The 18,279-nt window shown below is 71.8% G+C and carries 17 protein-coding genes; 7 read left to right on the top strand and 10 right to left on the bottom strand.

Annotation, left to right across the window (positions count from 1 at the left end; all coding sequences use genetic code 11):
* Positions 1-159, bottom strand: a 159-nt coding sequence (locus ACWEPL_RS48560; RefSeq protein ID WP_452440313.1) for a helix-turn-helix domain-containing protein, incomplete at its 3' end; no start/stop codon positions are given.
* 154 nt (positions 160-313) lie between these two features.
* On the opposite strand from ACWEPL_RS48560, the gene ACWEPL_RS48565 reads away from it, so the two are divergent.
* Positions 314-4,288 (top strand): S8 family serine peptidase, encoded by a 3,975-nt coding sequence (locus ACWEPL_RS48565; protein WP_452440283.1) that lies wholly within the window; start codon positions 314-316, stop codon positions 4,286-4,288.
* Between the two features lie 137 nt (positions 4,289-4,425).
* Here ACWEPL_RS48565 and ACWEPL_RS48570 read toward each other — a convergent pair whose 3' ends face one another.
* Together ACWEPL_RS48570 and ACWEPL_RS48575 are read right to left on the bottom strand one after the other, a co-directional pair.
* Positions 4,426-4,914 (bottom strand): hypothetical protein, encoded by a 489-nt coding sequence (locus ACWEPL_RS48570; RefSeq protein WP_363964959.1) that lies wholly within the window; start codon positions 4,912-4,914, stop codon positions 4,426-4,428.
* A 2-nt stretch (positions 4,915-4,916) separates the two neighbouring features.
* Positions 4,917-5,720, bottom strand: a complete 804-nt coding sequence (locus ACWEPL_RS48575; protein ID WP_397369275.1) for an SAM-dependent methyltransferase — start codon at positions 5,718-5,720, stop codon at positions 4,917-4,919.
* Between the two features lie 250 nt (positions 5,721-5,970).
* On the opposite strand from ACWEPL_RS48575, the gene ACWEPL_RS48580 reads away from it, so the two are divergent.
* A complete protein-coding gene (locus ACWEPL_RS48580; RefSeq protein WP_452440284.1) occupies positions 5,971-6,816 on the top strand; it encodes a PP2C family protein-serine/threonine phosphatase in 846 nt (281 codons plus the stop codon).
* Positions 6,817-6,861: 45 nt separating this feature from the next.
* On the top strand, positions 6,862-7,716 hold the full coding sequence (locus ACWEPL_RS48585; RefSeq protein ID WP_363964953.1) for an aldo/keto reductase: 855 nt from the start codon (positions 6,862-6,864) through the stop codon (positions 7,714-7,716).
* Positions 7,717-7,777: 61 nt separating this feature from the next.
* On the opposite strand, the gene ACWEPL_RS48590 is transcribed toward ACWEPL_RS48585, so the two are convergent.
* Genes ACWEPL_RS48590 through ACWEPL_RS48605 form a run of 4 tightly spaced genes read right to left on the bottom strand, consistent with a single transcriptional unit; the run spans position 7,778 to position 10,885 of the window.
* Positions 7,778-8,560 (bottom strand): IclR family transcriptional regulator, encoded by a 783-nt coding sequence (locus tag ACWEPL_RS48590; protein ID WP_350742931.1) that lies wholly within the window; start codon positions 8,558-8,560, stop codon positions 7,778-7,780.
* A gap of 14 nt (positions 8,561-8,574) precedes the next feature.
* A complete protein-coding gene (locus tag ACWEPL_RS48595) occupies positions 8,575-9,522 on the bottom strand; it encodes a PDR/VanB family oxidoreductase (protein ID WP_452440286.1) in 948 nt (315 codons plus the stop codon).
* Positions 9,519-9,812: a hypothetical protein gene (locus ACWEPL_RS48600; RefSeq protein WP_452440287.1), complete on the bottom strand. Its 294-nt coding sequence runs from the start codon at positions 9,810-9,812 to the stop codon at positions 9,519-9,521. Before ACWEPL_RS48600 ends, ACWEPL_RS48595 begins: the two co-directional genes overlap by 4 nt.
* Positions 9,813-9,832: 20 nt before the next feature.
* A complete protein-coding gene (locus tag ACWEPL_RS48605) occupies positions 9,833-10,885 on the bottom strand; it encodes a Rieske 2Fe-2S domain-containing protein (RefSeq protein WP_452440288.1) in 1,053 nt (350 codons plus the stop codon).
* A gap of 269 nt (positions 10,886-11,154) precedes the next feature.
* On the opposite strand from ACWEPL_RS48605, the gene ACWEPL_RS48610 reads away from it, so the two are divergent.
* The 3 genes from ACWEPL_RS48610 to ACWEPL_RS48620 all read left to right on the top strand — a co-directional run bounded on the left by ACWEPL_RS48610 (position 11,155) and on the right by ACWEPL_RS48620 (position 15,248).
* Positions 11,155-12,270 carry a glycoside hydrolase family 53 protein gene (locus tag ACWEPL_RS48610; RefSeq protein ID WP_452440289.1) on the top strand — a complete coding sequence of 372 codons (1,116 nt, stop codon included), beginning with the start codon at positions 11,155-11,157 and terminating at the stop codon, positions 12,268-12,270.
* A 124-nt stretch (positions 12,271-12,394) separates the two neighbouring features.
* A complete protein-coding gene (locus ACWEPL_RS48615; protein ID WP_452440290.1) occupies positions 12,395-13,390 on the top strand; it encodes a hypothetical protein in 996 nt (331 codons plus the stop codon).
* A 193-nt stretch (positions 13,391-13,583) separates the two neighbouring features.
* On the top strand, positions 13,584-15,248 hold the full coding sequence (locus tag ACWEPL_RS48620; RefSeq protein ID WP_452440291.1) for a VanW family protein: 1,665 nt from the start codon (positions 13,584-13,586) through the stop codon (positions 15,246-15,248).
* 36 nt (positions 15,249-15,284) lie between these two features.
* Here ACWEPL_RS48620 and ACWEPL_RS48625 read toward each other — a convergent pair whose 3' ends face one another.
* Positions 15,285-16,091: an isocitrate lyase/PEP mutase family protein gene (locus tag ACWEPL_RS48625; protein ID WP_452440292.1), complete on the bottom strand. Its 807-nt coding sequence runs from the start codon at positions 16,089-16,091 to the stop codon at positions 15,285-15,287.
* A gap of 243 nt (positions 16,092-16,334) precedes the next feature.
* Positions 16,335-16,979 carry a DUF305 domain-containing protein gene (locus tag ACWEPL_RS48630; protein ID WP_452440293.1) on the bottom strand — a complete coding sequence of 215 codons (645 nt, stop codon included), beginning with the start codon at positions 16,977-16,979 and terminating at the stop codon, positions 16,335-16,337.
* A 147-nt stretch (positions 16,980-17,126) separates the two neighbouring features.
* Here ACWEPL_RS48630 and ACWEPL_RS48635 point away from each other — a divergent pair, with 147 nt between their 5' ends.
* A complete protein-coding gene (locus tag ACWEPL_RS48635; RefSeq protein ID WP_350737993.1) occupies positions 17,127-17,399 on the top strand; it encodes a GlsB/YeaQ/YmgE family stress response membrane protein in 273 nt (90 codons plus the stop codon).
* Between the two features lie 18 nt (positions 17,400-17,417).
* Here ACWEPL_RS48635 and ACWEPL_RS48640 read toward each other — a convergent pair whose 3' ends face one another.
* Positions 17,418-18,179, bottom strand: a complete 762-nt coding sequence (locus tag ACWEPL_RS48640) for an ion transporter (protein ID WP_452440294.1) — start codon at positions 18,177-18,179, stop codon at positions 17,418-17,420.
* Positions 18,180-18,279: the final 100 nt, after the last annotated feature.

An 18,279-nucleotide genomic window follows, 5' to 3' on the forward strand; every position in this document is an offset into this window, starting at 1 on the left:
GGCCAGGCCGCGCCGCGCGAAGGCCGCCAGCGTCCGGGCCGCCAGGGGCGTCGAGACGCCGCAGTGGGTGGCGAGTTCGGCGGCGGATGATCGCGGGTTCTCGACGAGCGTCGCGTACAGGCGGCTCTCTGCCGGTGACAGGCCGATCGCTTTGAGCATCGGCGACGCCCTTCCTCCCGCCGCAGGGATGGCGGGTTACCGCCACCTGGCGGGTTTTGGCCCGTTCGGCGGACTTGTGCCCTGACTCAATCCCAGATTAGGTCAGCGAGGAAACGATCTCCGGCGTTTCCCAGGTCTGGAGAAAGGTGTGCGTATGCTGTCCACCCCCCGGCGCCGCGGACTCGTGGCCTTATTCGCGTCCTTACTCGCGGCGCCGCTTGCCGCGGTCCCGCAGGCGGCCGTCGCGGCGACCGTCACGACGGCGACCACGACGGCGGCCACGAGGGCGGCCACGAGGGCGAACGCGCCGGTGACCGGCCTGCCGGCGGTCAGGATCACGCTGATCACCGGGGACACCGTCACCTACGCGAAGGACGCCTCGGGCCGCGCCTCGGCCACGCTGGAGCCCGTCGAGGGTGCGGAGGCACGGACGTACCAGGCTCAGCAGGACGACCACGGCTACTACGTGATCCCCGCTGACGCCGCCCCTTACGTCAGCGGGGGCCTGCTGGACAAGGAGCTGTTCAACGTCGACTACCTGGCGGCCAACGGCTACGGCGACGCCAAGACCGCGCAGCTGCCGCTCATCGTCCAGTACCAGCCGCAGACCAAGGCCGCCGACCTGGCGGGCAAGGCCAGGTCGCTGAAGGGCGGCACGGAGCCGATGGTGCTGGAGAGCATCGACGGCGCCGCGATCAAGGTGGACAAGAAGCAGGCCGCCGCGTTCTGGCAGTCCCTGGGAGGGGGCCGGAACGACGCCAGGGCCCTGACGAGCGGCCTGCGCAAGGTGTGGCTCGACGGCAAGGCCAAGGCGCTCGACGACGTCAGCAACCCGCAGATCGGCGCCCCCGCTGCCTGGGCGGCCGGCTACGACGGCACGGGCGCCAAGGTCGGCATCATCGACAGCGGCATCGACCTGGCGCACCCCGACCTGCAGGGCAGGATCGTCGCGTCCCGCAACTTCGTCCCGGCCGGCATGCCGGGCGGCGGCAACCCCGACGAGGTCACCGACCGGGTCGGTCACGGCACCCACGTGGCGTCGATCATCGCCGGCAGCGGCGCCGCCTCCGGCGGCAAGTACAAGGGCGTCGCCCCCGGCACCAAGCTGACCATCGCCAAGGCCCTGGACGACACGGGCAGCGGCAACAACTCCGAGATCATCGCGGCGATGCAGTGGCAGGCGGCCAACGAGCGCGTCCGGGTGGTCAACATGAGCCTGGGCAGCAGCAACCCGACCGACGGCACCGACCCGCTGAGCCAGGCGGCCAACGAGCTGACCGCCGAGTACGGCACGCTGTTCGTGGTCGCTGCGGGCAACTCGGGCCCCGGCCGGTACACCATCGCCTCCCCCGGCGCGGCGACCTCGGCGCTCACCGTCGGCGCGGTGGACTCGGCCGACAAGATCGCTTCGTTCTCCAGCCGCGGCCCGCGCCTGAGCGAGGACTTCGCGATCAAGCCGGAGATCACCGCGCCCGGCGTGAACATCATCGCCGCGCGCGCGGCGGGCACCTCGCTGGGCGAGGGCAGCAGCGTCCCGGGCGGCGGCCCGATCGACGACAACTACACCGCGGCGTCCGGCACCTCGATGGCCGCCCCGCACGTGGCCGCCTCCGCCGCAATCCTCGCCGTCCAGCACCCCGACTGGACGCCCGAGCAGCTCAAGACCGCGCTGACGGGCACCGCGAAGCCGACCGACGGCACGGTCTACGACCAGGGCTCGGGTCGGCTGGACATCGGGCAGGCCGTCACCCAGCAGGTCTTCGACGACCTGGCGACGGTGCACGCGGGGTTCACCGACCCGTACACCGGCCAGACGCTGGCCAGGAAGGTGACCTTCCGCAACACCGGCAAGGACCCCGTCACGCTGGCCCTGTCGATGACGCTCAAGCGTGGTGACGCCCAGCCGCCCGCCGGGATGGCCACGCTCACCCCGTCGTCGCTGACCGTCCCCGCGGGCGGCACCGCGAGCGCGGACCTGACCATCGAGCCCACGCTCGGCGACCCCGGCTGGTACGAGGGCCGCCTGACGGCCACTGCGGGCACGACCCGGTTGACCGCGCCGATCGCCCTCCACAAGGGCGCCAAGCTGGACACCGTACGCGTCAAGCTGGTCGGAAAGCCGGAATGGACGCTCAACCCGGGGGTCGTGACCGCCCTCCGGGTCAGCGACACCGACCCGCTCCTCCAGGGCGAGCCGATGACCACGGCCACCGCGAACTGGCGGACCACCGACACGCCCGGCACGGTGGAGACCGAGCTCAAGCTCGCGCACGGCGGCGTCTACTCCATCGGCGACATGCCCTGGTGGTACACCAGGCCGGACCGGCAGATCCAGTACGCCACGCTGCTCGCCCCCGAGATCAAGCTCGACGGCGACACCACGGTGACCCTGGACGCCACCGAGCTCGAGCAGATCCAGGTGACCACGCCGCGCACGTCGGAGCCGGTGTTCATGAACCTGATGGTCGCCCGCACGACCGCCTCGGGCCAGATGTACGCGGGCGCGTCGCTGCTCAGCTACGAGCCCGTGAACCGGGGCAGGTTCTGGGTCACGCCGGTGCGCGAGGCGCCCACGGTGGGCACCTCCACGGTGCTGTTCGACCAGATCCGCCGGGCGCCCGAGGTCGAGCTGGCCGTGCCGGGGCTCCGGCTCAACCCGCACTACGTCAGCGAGCACGACCCGCTGGTGCCGAAGTTCGCCGCCGACCAGCGCCTGAGCCTGACCACGGGCGACGACCTGCGCGGCGGCGCGGACGCGCGCGGCAAGCTCGTCTACCTCCCGGCCAGGGACTCGCTCGACCTCTTCACGGCCGACGTGGACCTGGCGATCAAGGTGGGGGCCGCCGGCGTGGTCACCAGCGACCGGTTCGCCTGGCTGCTCAGCGACTCGCACTACACGGACCACAACAAGATCCCGGTGCTGTGGATCGACAGCGGCGAGGCGGACCGGCTCGGCAAGGCCCTGGCCCGCAAGCCGTACCCGAGCGCCGCCCTGCGCGTCACGCCGACCACCCCGTTCGAGTACAAGCTGGCCTACTACGTGAAGGGGACCACGGCGGGCAAGCTGAGCTTCGCCCCGAAGGCGCGCGACCTCACCGAGATCGACACCACCTACCACGCCCGGTTCGCCCCCCAGCCCGGCCCGTGGGGCCCGTACACGAACTTCACCGAGGTCAACCACACCTACAACCCCGAGCAGCGCTTCAGCATCCGCGGCTCGCACGCCTTCGCCGGGCCCACGGCGAGGACCGAGTACTACAACGCGCCCGGCCGGGACGTGCTGTGGGAGCGTGAGTTCACCTTCATCGACCCTGCCTCGGGCGGCGCGCGCTTCGCCGCTTCGGCCCGCGGCTTCAACCGCGCGACCAAGGAGCGGGAGGACTGGAACGAGGCCATCATGCCCTCGCAGTTCGCGGCCGGCGCCGGCCTGCCGGACTGGGTCACCCCCATCATCTACTGCGACGGCTGCCGCCAGGGCGACCGGCTGCGGCTGCGCGCGCTCAGCCCGATCGGCTTCGGCTACTACTCCGACGCCTCCGACCCGAGCCACATGTACCAGGGCGCGCCGGGGACCGAGGAGCTCCGGCTGTTCAGCGGCGCCGCCGAGGTCAAGCCGCAGTACGACGACCTGGGTGTGCCCTACTACGGCGTCCCCGCCGGGTCCGGCACGTACCGGCTGACGAGCTCGTGGAAGGACGCGTTCCCCGGGAAGCACGCCGGCACCGGCGTGGAGACCAGCTGGACGTTCCGCTCCGCCCGCCCCACGGGCGACAGCAACCCCTACCCCTGCCTGGACTCCGTGCTGTGGGAGGACAAGCAGCCCTGCGCGCAGGTGCCGATGATCCGGCTGCGGTACGAGCTCGGCCTGCCGGAGAACGACACGGTCCAGGGCGGCCGGCCGTTCGCCTTCACCGTCAGGACCGAGGGCGGCCGCTCGTCGTCGCTGCGGGCGGCCTGGATCTCCGGTGACAAGGGCGCGCACTGGACCCGGGCCACGGTGCTGCCCGGCGGCAAGGTGCTGGCGCTCAACCCCAAGGGCCCCGGCAGCATCTCGATCAAGGTCGAGGCGCAGGACAAGGACGGCAACTCCGTCCAGCAGATCCTGTCCGACGCCTACCTCGTGAAGTGAGGGCGGTAGCGGGGGCCGGGACACCCTGGCCCCCGCTACCTCGTGAAGTGAGCGCGGGAGCGGGGCCGGGACGCCCTGGCCCCCGCTACCTCGTGAAGTGACCGCGGGAGCGGGGCCGGGACGCCCTGGCCCCCCTCTCAGCCGCCGGGCCCTCTCCGCCGGATGGGAGCGGCGTCGCCGTTCCGGGGCAGATCGCCGCGCTCCACCGGGGCCGGTGGCGAGGGAGCGGGCGGGCCCGTGCCGGTCGCCGGGCGGGCGCCCTGCGCGGCCCGCTTCAGCACCGCCCGGTCCACCTGGCCGACCGGGCAGATCAGCCGGATGTGGTGGTCCTTGCGCACGGCGACGTACTCCTGCTCGCCGCCGTTCACGACGTACCAGCCGCCGCCGTCACGCTCGCACGTGCCCGTGCGCACGTACGGCCCGCGGTCGATCCGCAGCTCCACCCGCTTGCCGTCGGGCGAGGTGTAGACCGCGCCGAAACCGTCGTCGTTGATCACGCCGACCGACTGCTCGGACACTTCGTACCCGGGCAGGTCCACCACGTACATCAACTCGGGAGCCGCGCCCTGCCGCCGGGCCAGGTCGATGGCCGCCCGGCTCGGCTCGGTGCCCCGGCGCGACGACACGATCAGGGCTTGCGCGCGATGCCGCCGAACATCAGGCGCTGGCCCACGGTCAGCTCCTCGGGGACGTCCGCCTCCGGACGCCACAGCGGCAGCGGCACGACGCCCGGCTCCACCAGCTCGAACCCCTCGAAGAAGCCGGTGATCTCCGCGACGGTGCGGAACCTGCCGGTGCCGAGGAGCGCGAGGTACTGCTTCTCCGCGTCGCGGGACTCCTGGCTCGAGTCGCAGAAGTGGGTGATGAAGAGGTAGCTGCCCGGCGGGACGGCGGCCATGTACGCATCGACGATCCCCTGCGGGTCCTCGTCGTCGTGCAGGTGGTGCAGGATGCCGACCAGCATCACGCCGACCGGGCGGTCGAAGTCGATGAGCTGCTTGACGGCCTCGTCGCCGAGGATCGCCACCGGGTCGCGCAGGTCCGAGGTGACCACCGCGGTGCGCTCGTTCTCGGCCAGGAGGGCCCGGCCGTGGGCGAGCACCATCGGGTCGTTGTCGACGTAGACCACGCGGGCCTCCGGGTTCGCGCGCTGCGCGACCTGGTGGGTGTTCTCCACGGTCGGCAGCCCCGAGCCGAGGTCGATGAACTGCGTGATGCCCTGGTCGATCATGAAACGGACGCCGCGGTCCAGGATCTGGCGGTTGTAGGCCGCCACGTCGTAGATCTCCGGGATGACCTTGACGATCTCCGCGACGAAAGCGCGATCGACCTCGAAGTTGTCCTTGCCGTGCAGGACGACGTCATAGGCCCTGGCGATGCTGGGCCTGGTCGTGTCGATCGCGCTCTTCCACTCATCCGACTTCTCGCCCACAGGTGCCCTTCCTCACGGAGTCGATCATCAGGATCATAGGGCGGATCCGGACCGACAAATGCGCTTATCACCGCATTGTCGCCAGCCGTCTGCTTCGCCGCGCGGCACGCCGTACGCGCCGCGGCCCCGGAAGACGGCTTCGGCCCGGCCTCCCGGTCTAAGCTGATCACCGCGGTGAGCGAGCTGGCCCGCGACTGCTACGGACAGGGGGGCTGGTGGTCGAGCAGCCTCGGCATGGGCGGGGGGCGGTGTGAAGTCCGTCCCCGATGAGCCGCTGCGGCGGATCCGCACGCTGGAGGGCGAGCTGGCCGACGCCCGCCAGGACGTGCTGGCCCTGGTCGCGGAGCTGGAGGAGCGCGACGTACGGCTCAGGCGGGCCCACCGGGCGATCTTCCGCGAGCTGGAGGACGCCCTGCGCCCGCCGATCCCGCACGTGGAGCAGGCGCGGCTGGCGGTCTACTACTCCTCCTCCGAGGACGACGCGCCGACCGGCGGCGACCTCTACGACGTCGTGATCATGCCGGGCGGCGAGCTGCACGTCGTGGTGGTGGACGCGGCCGGCCACGGCGTGACCAGCACCCGCGCCGCGCTCAACATCATCCACGCCGTCCGCGTGCTCTCCCTGGCCGGGCTGCCGCTGGAGAACGTCGTGGAGCGCGCCGCGGCCATCCTGCAGCCGGTCTACCCCGATCTGGCCGGCACCGTACTGGTGGCCCGCTTCGACCCCCGTACCGGCGTGCTCCGGGTGGCCACCGGCGGCCACCCGCCACCGCTGATCGTGGCGCCCGGCGAGCCGGCGACGTACCTGGAGGCGTGGGGGCGCGGCCTCGGCTACCCGGATCCGGGCAGCGACCACGTGGCCGAGCGGTGGCTGGGGCCCGGCACGCTGGTGCTGTTCTACACCGACGGGCTGGTGGAGGCCCGGCGCGACCTCAACGCGGGGCTGGACGAGCTGGCCGAGCTGGCGGGCCGGCACCGGGACCTGCCGGTGGACGAGCTGACCGACACCCTCGTACGGATGATGCGCCGCAGGGTGCTGCACAGCGACGACACCCTGCTCCTGGCCATGCGCTGGACGCCGGCGCGCGAAGGTTGACCTGGAGCGCGCTCCAGCAGGCAGGGTGGACCCATGCACAACGCCATGCGAACGCGCACCATCGGAAACCGCCAGGTCGGGGCCGTCGGGCTCGGCGCCATGCCCATGTCGGTGGCCGGGCACATGCCCGACGAGGACCAGTCGATCCGCACCCTGCTCGCGGCCCTGGAGGCCGGTGTCACCCTGATCGACACGGCAGACGCCTACACGCCTTCGCACGACGACGTCGGCCACAACGAGCGCCTGGTCGCCCTCGCGCTGGCCCGCTGGGGCGGCGACGCCGACACGGTGCTGGTCGCGACCAAGGGCGGCCACACCCGCGTCGCCGGGGGCGGCTGGTCCGTGAACGGCGACCCGTCGTACCTCAAGGAGGCCTGCGAGCGCTCGCTCAAGGCCCTCGGCGTGGAGAGCATCGGCCTCTACCAGCACCACCGGCCCGACCCGAAGGTGCCGTACGCGGAGACCATCGGCGCGCTGAAGGACCTGCACGACGCCGGCAAGATCCAGATGGCCGGCATCTCGAACGCCGATCCGGAGCAGATCAGGCTCGCCCACGACATCCTGGGTGAGCGCCTGGTGAGCGTGCAGAACGAGTATTCTCCGCGCTTCCGCTCCAGCGAGCCCGAGATCGACGTCTGTGCCGAGCTCGGCCTGGCGTTCCTGCCCTGGTCGCCGCTGGGCGGCATCGGCCGTACCGGGGAGCTGAGCCGGCGCGACGCCTTCACCGAGATCGCCGAGGCGCGCGGCGTGTCCCCCCAGCAGGTCTGCCTCGCCTGGGAGCTGGCCCGCAGCCCGGTCGTCATCCCCATCCCCGGCGCCAGCCGGCCGGAGACGATCCTCGACTCCATCGGCGCCGCCGGCCTGGAGCTCACCGAGGAGGAGCTGGCCCGCCTCGGCTGACCTCAGCCGTCACGATCCGAAAGTGACCGGGCCCGTCACGACCCGAGCGTGACCGGGCCCGTCACGAGCCTCGGGTGGACGGCGGCAGCGCGCGGGAGATGGCGCGGGCGCTGGTGCGCAGGAGCGGGGCGAGCGCGTGGGGCGACGTGCTGCCGTGGTGGACCACGAGGGACACCGCGGCCACGACGTCGCCCCGGGCGTCGTGAATCGGCGCCGCGACCGACAGGGCGTCCATGGTGACCTGCCGGTCGCTGACGGCGTAACCGCGGGCACGGGTGTCGGCGAGCGCGGCGCGGATCTGCCGCGGGGTGGTCATGGTCCGTTCGGTGTAGCGGGTCATGGGGCCGGCCACGACCTGCTCCTGCACCTCGGCCGGCGCGTACGCGAGCAGCACGAGGCCGACGCCCGTGGCCGTGAGCGCGAAGCGGCCGCCGACCCGGGTCAGCACGGGGACGGCCTTGCTCCCGGCGATCCGTTCGACGAACACCACCTCGGCGCCCTCCCGGACGGCCAGCTGCACGTTCTCGCGGGTGACCTGGGACAGGTCCTCCAGGTACGGCAGCGCGGCCTCGCGCAGGCCCAGGCCGCGCGGGGCGAGCGAGCCGATCTCCCACAGGCGCAGGCCGATGTGGTAGCACCCGGCCGGATCCCGTTCGAGCGCGCCCCAGGCCAGCAGCTCGGCGGCCAGCCGGTGCACCGTGGAGACCGGCAGGCGGGAGTGCCGGGACAGCTCGCTGAGGGTGAGCGAGCGCCGGTCGGGCGTGAACGCGCCGAGGATCTGCAGCGCGCGGGCCACGACCGGGCCGGTGCGTTCGGCCGTTTGCCTGGGGGCTGGGATCTGCATCGGCGGCTCCCTGGTCAGAGTTCGAGGACCAGCTTGGGGCAGGCGGCGCGGGAGACGCAGACGAACATGGTGTCGTTCACCGCCCGCTCCTCGGAGGTGAGGAGGGAGTCGCGGTGGTCGACCGCGCCGGCCAGCACCGCGGTCTCGCAGGTGCCGCACGTCCCCTCATGGCACGAGGATAGGACCTGCACGCCGGCCTCCAGCACGACGTCGAGGATCGAGCGGTCCGGGGGCACGGTGAGGGTGACGCCGGTGACGGCCAGTTCGACCTCGAAGGACTCCGTCCGTACGGGGTCGGCCGCCTCCTTGGGCTCGAAGCGCTCCACGTGCAGCGTGCCGGACGGCCGGTCCGCGCAGCGGCTCTCGACCGCCGCCAGCAGCGGGGCGGGGCCGCAGCAGTACACGAGGGTGTCCGGGGTGGCCCGCGCCAGGAGGGCGTCGAGGTCGAGCAGGCCGTGCTCGTCCTGCGGGCGCAGCTCCACCCGGTCTCCGTACGCGGCTTCGAGGTCGCGGCCGAACGCCATCGAGCCCGCCGTACGGCCGCCGTAAGCCAGGTGCCACCGGGCGCCGGCGGCGTCGGCGGCCCGCACCATCGGCAGGATGGGCGTGATGCCGATGCCTCCGGCGACGAACAGGTAGCGGGGCGCCGGGTGGAGCGGGAAGTGGTTGCGCGGGCCTCGGGCGAGGACCGTCGTGCCCGGGTGGAGATCCTCGTGCACGTACGCCGAGCCGCCCCGGCCGTCCGGCTCGCGCAGCACGGCGACGCGCCAGGTCGTGCGGTCGGCCGGGTCGCCGCACAGCGAGTACTGGCGGACGCGGTCGCCGCCGAGCACCAGGTCGATGTGCGCGCCGGGCTCCCACGCGGGCAGCTCGGCGCCTGCCGGGTCGCGCAGGTCGAGGGCGACGACCCCGTCGGCGACCGGGTCGCGATCCTGCACGACCAGCTTGCGCTCAGCGCTCATCGGGCGGCTCCCGTCCCCGACAGGGCGTCCGGACGCGCCATCCCGGCGTCGGTTCGCGCCGCCCCGGCATCGGTTCGCGCCGCCCCGGCATCGGTTTGCGCCGTTCCGGTGGGGGCGTCGGGTGGCGGCGGGTTCGTGGGGGTGTTGTGGCCGGTCGGGTGGCCGAGGAGCCATTCCCAGACCTCGACGGGCCCGTCGGCGACGTGTACGGCGCCGCAGTGGCAGGTGCCCTGGAGCAGGTCGCTCCCCGGCAGCCACACCACGCGGAGCAGCCCACGCCGGGTGGGCACGCGTCCGGGCTCCATGCCCGTCACGCCTGCCGGGCCGGGGCGCCCTGCCCCGCCAGTCCGGCCAGCATGCGCCGGGCCGCCAGCCCGCCCGTGTCGATGTTGATCGACAGCTCCTGGTAGCCCGCCGGCTCGGTCGCGATCACCCGTTCCAGCACGTCGAGCGCGGCCACGTCCTGCAGCACCACCGTGCGGTTCTGTTCGGCCAGGAAGTCGGACACGCCCTGGTCGTCCAGGGCGAAGTCGCGGGCCACCGCCCAGAAGTCGTGCGTGGAGTGCTCGGTCTCGGGCGTGATCGCGTACACGACCTCGACGTGGAAGGCGTCCGGGTCGCCGCCGCCGGCGTTGGGCAGCACGCCGAGCGGGGCGATGCGGGAGTGCAGCTTGTACAGGCACGGCGGGGTGTACTCGATGTCCTGCCAGCGCATGATGCGGCCGGTCAGCCCGGTGGACTTGGCGTAGAACGGCGGGCATTCGGCGTCGTCCATGTGGCGGCTGACGTGCACGATCCCGGCCTCCTCGTCCACCGTGGTGGTGATCGGGGTGGCGGCCACCTCGGGGGTGCCGATGTACCCGCCGTGCAGGTACGTCTCGTGCGACAGGTCCATGAGGTTGTCCACCAGCAGCCCGAACCGCGCCTGGAGCGGCTCCATCCCCGACACCGTCGTGTACTCGGGCGAGTCCAGCCAGGGCGCGCGCGGGATGCGGGCCGCGTCGGCCAGGGCGGGGTCGCCGATCCAGACCCAGACGAAGGAGTCCAGCTCGACGACCGGGTAGCTCTTCAACCGGGCGGTACGCGGCACCCTGGTCTGGCCGGGGACGGCGACGCAGGCGCCGTCGGCGCCGTAGGTGAAGCCGTGGTACCCGCAGACCACCTGGTCCTCGACGAGCCGGCTGGGCGGCTGCGACAGCGGGAACCGGCGGTGCACGCAGCGGTCGGACATGGCGGTGACGGTCCCGGCGCGGGTGCGCCAGAACAGGATGGACTCGCCGCAGATGGTGCGGGTGAACAGCTCCTGGCCGATCTCTCGCCCGTACGCGGCGACGTACCACTGATCGCGGGGGATGCTCGACACGGCGACTCCTTCGTGGTGCGGCGGCCGGTGGGAACGATGGTGGCTCGGCCGCCCGGAGCGCGGAACAACGATTCCCGGATGCCGGAAAACTCGCTCTTCCCGAGTGCCGGATTCTTCTTTATCCTCATGCTCAAGCAGTCTGTGAACGTTCACAGTATGCATAAGGACGCTTTCGCCCCCCAAAGGCGCATTTTTCGGGCAGCTCGTCGCCACATGCGTCCGTGAACGTGCACACAGTCCGGAATTCGGCTCTATCAACGGGACCGATCATGACCACGTACCACTTACGAAGGATCCGGGTCACCCTCCTGCTGACACTCGCGGCGCTGATCGCGGTCGCGCCGGCGACGCCCGTCCAGGCCGCCACGCTGAGCATGCGCGGCGCCGACATCTCCTCCCTCCAGCGGAGCCTGGACCTGGGGGCCAAGTACTACAACGCCTCCGGGACGGCCGCCGACCCGCTGGACATCCTCATCGGCGCCGGAGTCAACTACGCCCGGCTGCGCATCTGGAACAACCCGGCCGGCGGCTACAACAACAAGGCGAAGGTGCTGGCCTACGCCAGGACGGTCAAGGCCAAGGGCCTCGGCCTGATGATCGACTTCCACTACTCGGACACCTGGGCCGACCCGGGCAAGCAGTTCAAGCCGGCGGCGTGGGCCAGTCACGGCATCGCCCAGCTCCAGACGGACGTCTACAACTACACGTACGACATCTGCACCAGCCTCAAGGCGCAGGGCACCACACCGGACAGCGTGCAGATCGGCAACGAGATCAACGTCGGCATGCTCTGGAACGACGGCAAGGTCATCAACAACGACTTCACCAACCTCAGCCTGCTGCTGAAGGCCGGTTACAACGCGACCAAGGCGTGCAACAGCGGCACCCAGGTGATCATCCACACCGCGGACGCCGACAGCCTCGCGAACGCCCGCTGGTTCTACGACGGGATCCGCGCCAAGGGCGTGCCGTGGGACATCACCGCCCTGTCGTACTACTGCATGTGGCACGGCTCGCAGTCCACCCTGTCCAGCGTGATCAACGACGTGCGGACCCGTTACGGCAAGCCCGTCATCGTGGCGGAGACCGCCTACCCGTTCACCGCGAACAACGCCGACAGCGAGCCGAACGCGATCAACGGCTCGGCGCCGTGCTCCGGCTACCCGGCCACCTGGGCGGGGCAGGCGAGCAACTTCACCGCCGTCCAGAACACCGCCCGCAACGCGGGGGCGATCGGCGTCTTCTACTGGGAGCCGACCTGGTACGCCATCCAGGGCAACGGCTGGGACCCGGCCAACATCAACGGCACCGGCGACCAGTGGGACAACATGGCCACCTTCAACTGGACCGGCGGCGTCAACCCCGGCATCAGATGGACCCCCTAGCCTGACCCGCTCCCCGGCTCGATACGGCGTCGAGCCGGGGTCCAAGACGTCCGCAAGTGAGCGCCAAGACGTTCAGGAGAAGCCTTCCGCACACTGTCTCCGGAGGACGGAAGGGAGACAGGCGATGATCACAGGCTTCACGACCACAGCCCCTGCGGGCGGGGTCCTGCCCGCGGAGGTGCGGCAGGTGTTCGAGCGCTCGTCCGTGTGCGAGTACACCTCGCTGACCCGGGCCGGCCGCCCGGTGACCTGGCCGGTCACGCCGTACGTCGGCAGGGGCGGGACGCTCGACGTCACGACCGGCCTGTCCTACCCCGACAAGGCCGAACGCGCCCGCCGTGACCCGCGCGTGGCGCTGCTGTACTCCGACCCGGCGGGCAGCGGCCTCGACCGGCCGCCCGTGGTGCTCGTCCAGGGGCGGGCCGCCGTACGCGACGCCGACCTGCAGGCCAACACCGACCGGTACGTTCGCGAGGCGCCGGCCAAGGCCGGGAGCGGGCTCGCCGACGCGCCGCTGTTCCTGCTCAGGGGGCTGACCTGGTATTTCGCCCGCATCTACGTGGAGGTGACCCCCGAACGCGTCACCTGGTGGCCGGAGGGCGACCTCTCCTCCGCGCCCCGCACCTGGACCTGCCCGGGCGGGACGAGCTTCCCCCGGTCCGACCTGGCGCCGTCGGGGCCCCGGCTGCCGAGCCGGTCGGCGCCGCCGGTGGACTGGCGGCCCTACGCCGCGCGGGCGATGGGGCTCGGCGCCCCCGTCGTCTCGATGGTGGCCGACGGCCTGCCGGTGACGGTGCGTGCCCGCTCGGTCGTCCGCACCAGGCGGGGGTTCGAGGTGCTGCTGCCCGCCGGGGTGACGGGCTCGCCGGGGCCGGTGTGCCTGACGTTCCACCGGTCCTCGGGGACCGGAGGGCAGGAGAACGTCGTGCTGCTGGGATCGACGACGGGCTCGGGCGACCTGCTGGAGGTCGAGGTGGAACGGGCGCTGAACGACTGGAGCCTGGCCGGCGGTGCGGTGGGCCGTACGTGGTCGTTCGTCCGGCACGCGAAGGAGCTGCGGAAGCGGGTCAGGGCGGAGGCCGCCCGCCGTGACCAGCCGGTGCCCGCCGTCCGCCGGTGACGCGCCTACTACATCTGCTAGTACACTCCGTCACTATGCGCGACCCCCGGGCATCATCGCAGGTCAGGTCGGCGGAGAACTCTGAACGGGTCGCCAGCCGTATCCAAGACCAAATGGACATCACAGTTACCGGATCCGGGCCCCTCCCGGCCGGCGGCCCGCACCCGGGCCTCATGCACACTCGGGCGCCGTCGTGAGCGCCCCTCGCTCGCGGCGCGTGCTCATCATCACCGCCGCCGTCGTCCTGGTCGCGGTGCTCGGCTACGCCGTGCCCGCCATCTCGCTCTCCGGCAAGGTTCCCCCGGGCACGCGCGTGGACGGCGTGGACATCGGCGGGCTGGCGCCCGAGGCCGCCCGCTCCCACCTCGACCGGCAGCTGGCCCAGCGCGTACGGCAGCCGATGACGCTGGTCGCGGGCGGCAAGCGGGTCCAGCTCACGCCCGCCGAGCTGGGGCTGGACTTCGACGCCCGGGCCACCATCGAGGCCGCGATGGCCGGCGCCGCCACCCCGGCCGGCATCGCCCGCTCCCTCTTCGGCAGCCGGCAGCTCCCGCCCCGGGTCATCGTGGACGAGCAGCGGCTGGCCGCCGGGCTCGCCGGCCTGGCCAAGAGCGTGGACACCAAGCCGGTGCAGGGCGGCGTCCGCTACCAGGGGCTGGAGCCGCGCACGGTCCTGCCCAAGCCCGGACGCGCGCTGGACCGCGACGGAGCGGCCCAGGCGGTGCGGGCGGCCTTCGCGGCCGGGCGCAGTTCCGTCGAGCTGAAGCTCCAGGTGACGCCTCCCGCGCTCACCGCCGCCCAGGTCAAGGAGGTCGCCTCCGCCACGGCGCGCACCGCGATCGCCTCCCCGCTCACGCTGGCCAGCGGCGGCAAGCAGGCCACCGTGTCCAGGGAGCAGCTGGCCGCCGGTCTCCGCTTCGTCCCCGACGGCAAGAACGGCCTGCGCCCGTCGTACGACGCCGGCAAGATCGCCGCGGACATGGCCAAGTCGCTGCTGATCACGCCGCCCAAGGACGCCTCCTTCACGATCGTCAAGGGCAAGCCGAAGGTCGTCCCCTCCAAGGCCGGCCACGGCGCCGACATCAAGACGCTCGGCCCGGCCATCGCCGAGGCCGTCGCGGCGGGCAGCCGCCGCATCGACCTGCCCGCCACGGCCCGGCAGCCCCGGGTGACCACGGCCGAGGCGGCCAAGCTCGGCGTCAAGGAGCAGGTCAGCTCGTTCACCACCCAGCACCCGTGCTGCGCGCCCCGCGTGACCAACATCCACACCATCGCCGACATCGTGGACGGCTACGTGGTGCAGCCCGGGGAGACGTTCTCCCTCAACGACGTGGTCGGCAAGCGCGACAAGGCCCGCGGTTTCGTCGAGGCGCCGATGATCCTCAACAACCGGTTCGTCAACGACGTCGGCGGCGGGGTCTCCCAGTTCGCCACCACCATGTTCAACGCCGTCTTCTTCGGCGGCTTCCAGGACGTCCAGCACCGGGCCCACCAGTACTACATCTCCCGCTACCCGGCCGGGCGCGAGTCCACGGTCTCCTTCCCCCAGCCGGACTTCCGCTGGCGCAACGACTCCCGCCACGGCGTCCTGATCAAGACCTCGTACACGAGCACCTCGGTCACCGTGCAGTTCTGGAGCACCAAGCGCTACGACATCGAGTCGCAGAGCTCCGACCGCTACAACGTCAAGCCCGTCGAGACCCTCAGCGAGAAGGGGGACGAGTGCATCCCCATGGACGGCTCGGAGGGCTTCGCCATCGACGTGTGGCGCATCTTCAAGAAGGACGGCAAGGTCCTGCGCAAGCAGCGCTTCCACACCGTCTACGACGCCGAACCCCGCCTCACCTGCGAGAAGTGACCTCGGGACCGGTGAGCGCGGGCGAGGGCGGTGTCGTCATCGGAGAAGGGCGTTGAGGCCGCCGTAGTCGAGGCCGCCGTCGAGCGTCGCGTACGTGCCGCCGCCGAGCAGTTCGGCGGCCGCCCGCGCGGCGCACGCGTAGGCGGCCTGGGCGATCGCCGAGCCGACGCTGACCCGCGCCACGCCGGCCGCCGCCAGCCGCTGCACCGGCGGGGCTCCGGGCCCGGCCATCACGTTCAGCGGCAGCGGCCCGCCGGCCAGGCGGGCGATGGCGTCCAGGTCCAGCAGGCCCGGCACGAACAGCCCGTCGGCCCCGGCCTCGGCGTAGACCCGCGCCCGCTCCTCGACCTCGGCGAGCCGGTCCCCCGGAGCACCGGCCAGGTAGACGTCGGTACGGGCGTTGACGAACAGCTCGACCCCCGCGGCGTCGGCCGCCGCCCGCGCCGCGGCGATGCGCCGGGCCTGGTCCGCGGGTGACAGCAGCGGCGCGCCGTCGGGGCCGGGGGAATCCTCGAGGTTGACGCCGACCGCGCCGGCCTCGATCACCGCGCGAACGGTGCCCGCGACGTCGCCGTACCCGCCCTCGATGTCGGCGGTGACCGGCACCGTCACGGCCGCCACGATGGCGGAGACGGCGGCCACCATCCGCTCCCGGCCGAGCCCTTCCGCGTCCGGCGCCCCGTTGGCCCAGGACACGCCGGCGCTGGTCGTCGCGATCGCCTGCGCGCCCGCGGCCTCGATCAGGGCGGCGGAGGCGGCGTCCCAGGCGTTGGGGAGCACGAGGACCGTGCCCTCGTGCAGGTCTCTGAACCGGGCGGCCTGGGTGACCGTGGTCGGCGTCATGCGGATCTCCTTGGCAAAGCAGCTCTACGGACACCAAAGGATCTTCCGTGCCGCAGGCTCAGGTCCGGCCATATCCGGACATCCCGCTGTGACCGTGCCGCTGCCCACCAGAGCGCACGCGACCTCGGAAACAGTCAGGGCGCGACTGACGGGCAACTCCCCCGTCGCGCGCCCCGACCAGCGTCCCCCGCCCGGACGCGAGGCCGGTCACCCGTGACCTCCCGCCCGGTCGAGACCCTCGCGTCATGGAATCCGGGCGAGGAGCTTCTTCATCTGCGTCACCTGGGCCTGCTGTTCCTTCATGATCCGATCGGCCAGCTTCTTCGCCTTCGAACTCTTCCCGTGCTTCCGCTCGACCCGCGCCATGGCGATCGCCTCCTCGTGATGATCGGCCATCATCGTGAGGAACTCCTTGTCGAAGGCCGAGCCCCGGGCGTCCAGCAGTGTCTTGATGTTCGCGTCGGATATGCCGGCCGCCGCCTCGTGCCCCGCCTCGCTGATCGGCGTGGTCTTGCCCCACTCCTTCAACCAGCCCTGCAGGGTCTCGATCTCCGGCTGCTGCCCGGACTTGATCTTCTCCGCCAGTTCTTTGGTCTCCTCATACGTTGCCCGCGTCGTGGCCAGCTCGGCCATCTCGATGGCTTCCTGGTGGTGCGCGATCATCATCTGCGCGAACATCACGTCGGCGTCGTCGAAAGCGGGTTTCGACTGAGCGCTCGCCGTCGCGACCGGCACGGCTCCGGACATCATGGTCGTGTCCCGCCGCGCCGGGCTACTGCCGCAGGCGGCGAGGGCGAACGCCCCCACCGCCAAGGACGTGGCCAGTGAGACGCCGTGCACTGCCGCTGGTTTTATGGTCATCGCCGCTGAACCCCCCGATTTCAGCACGTCAGCCCAAGCCGTCTACGCGGGGCTGACCTGGCCATATGTTCCCCGGGAAGGGCCGTTGCTACCGTGCTGGGAGCGTCAGGAACCGGCCGTGGAGCGCGTTCGTTGTGCGGGGCAGACGGACCACCGAGCGTCGGGGAGTTCAGCATGGCGATCACCGGCATCATTTCCGGACTCATCATCGGCATCGTGATCGGCGCCCTCGGGCGGCTGGTCATCCCGGGGCGGCAGCGCATCCCCATCTGGCTGACGATCGCGATCGGCGTCGTCGCGGCGCTCGTCGGCACCGCGATCGCCTCCGTTCTGGGCGTCGCCGAGACCGGCGGCGTCGACTGGATCGAGCTCGCCATCCAGGTCGCCCTGGCGGCCCTCGGCGTCTCGCTGACGGTCGGCCTCTACGGCGGCAAGCGGCGAAGGTAGCGGCGGCAGCCGTCCCCGTCAGGGGCCCTTGCCGCCCGCGGGCGCGGGCTCGCGCGTCAGCAGCTGGTCGAGCTTGGCGTTGACCGCCGCCAGCTCCTGCTTCACCTCTTCCAGCTCCGCCTGCGCGCGGGTCTCCGCGGGGGACGGCTCCGTCTCGTGCATGGCGTTGACCACCACCGCGATGAACAGGTTCAGCGCGACGAAGGTGGACATCAGGATGTAGACGATGAAGAAGACCCACGCCCACGGCTTGTGCTCCATCACCTCCTGCGCGACGTTGCCCCAGTCGTCGCCGGTCATGATCTGGAACAGGGTGAACAGCGAGCGCGGCAGGTCGGCGAAGCGGTCGGGCACGAGCTCCCCGAACAGCTTCGTGGAGATCACCGCCGCGATGTAGATCATCAGCACCAGCAGGCCGATGATGGAGGCCATCCCGGGCATGGCGGTCAGCAGCGCGCCCACCACGCGCCGCATGCTGGGCACCGCCGAGACCAGCCGCAGCGCCCGCAGGATGCGCAGCGACCGCAGCACCGACGTCGGCCCGGAGGCCGGGACGAGCGCGATGCCCACGATCGCGGCGTCGAACCAGTTCCACGGGTCGGCGAAGAACGACTTGCGGTAGGCGTACAGGCGGGCGGCGATCTCGACCGTGAAGATCGCCAGCGCGATCCGGTCGACGGCGTGCAGCAGCCCGCCGGCCTGCGCCATCAGGTCCGCGCTCGTCTCGCATCCGATGGTGATCGCGTTGATGACGATCACGGCGATGACGCCGCGCTGCACGAACTTGCTCTCCAGGACGGCACGAACGCGTTCTGGCCCCGACAACTTCTACCGCCCCCAGGTGACGACCACAATTATTGATCATCGTAGTGGGCCACGG

It is taken from the genome of Nonomuraea sp. NPDC004186 (assembly GCF_053603495.1).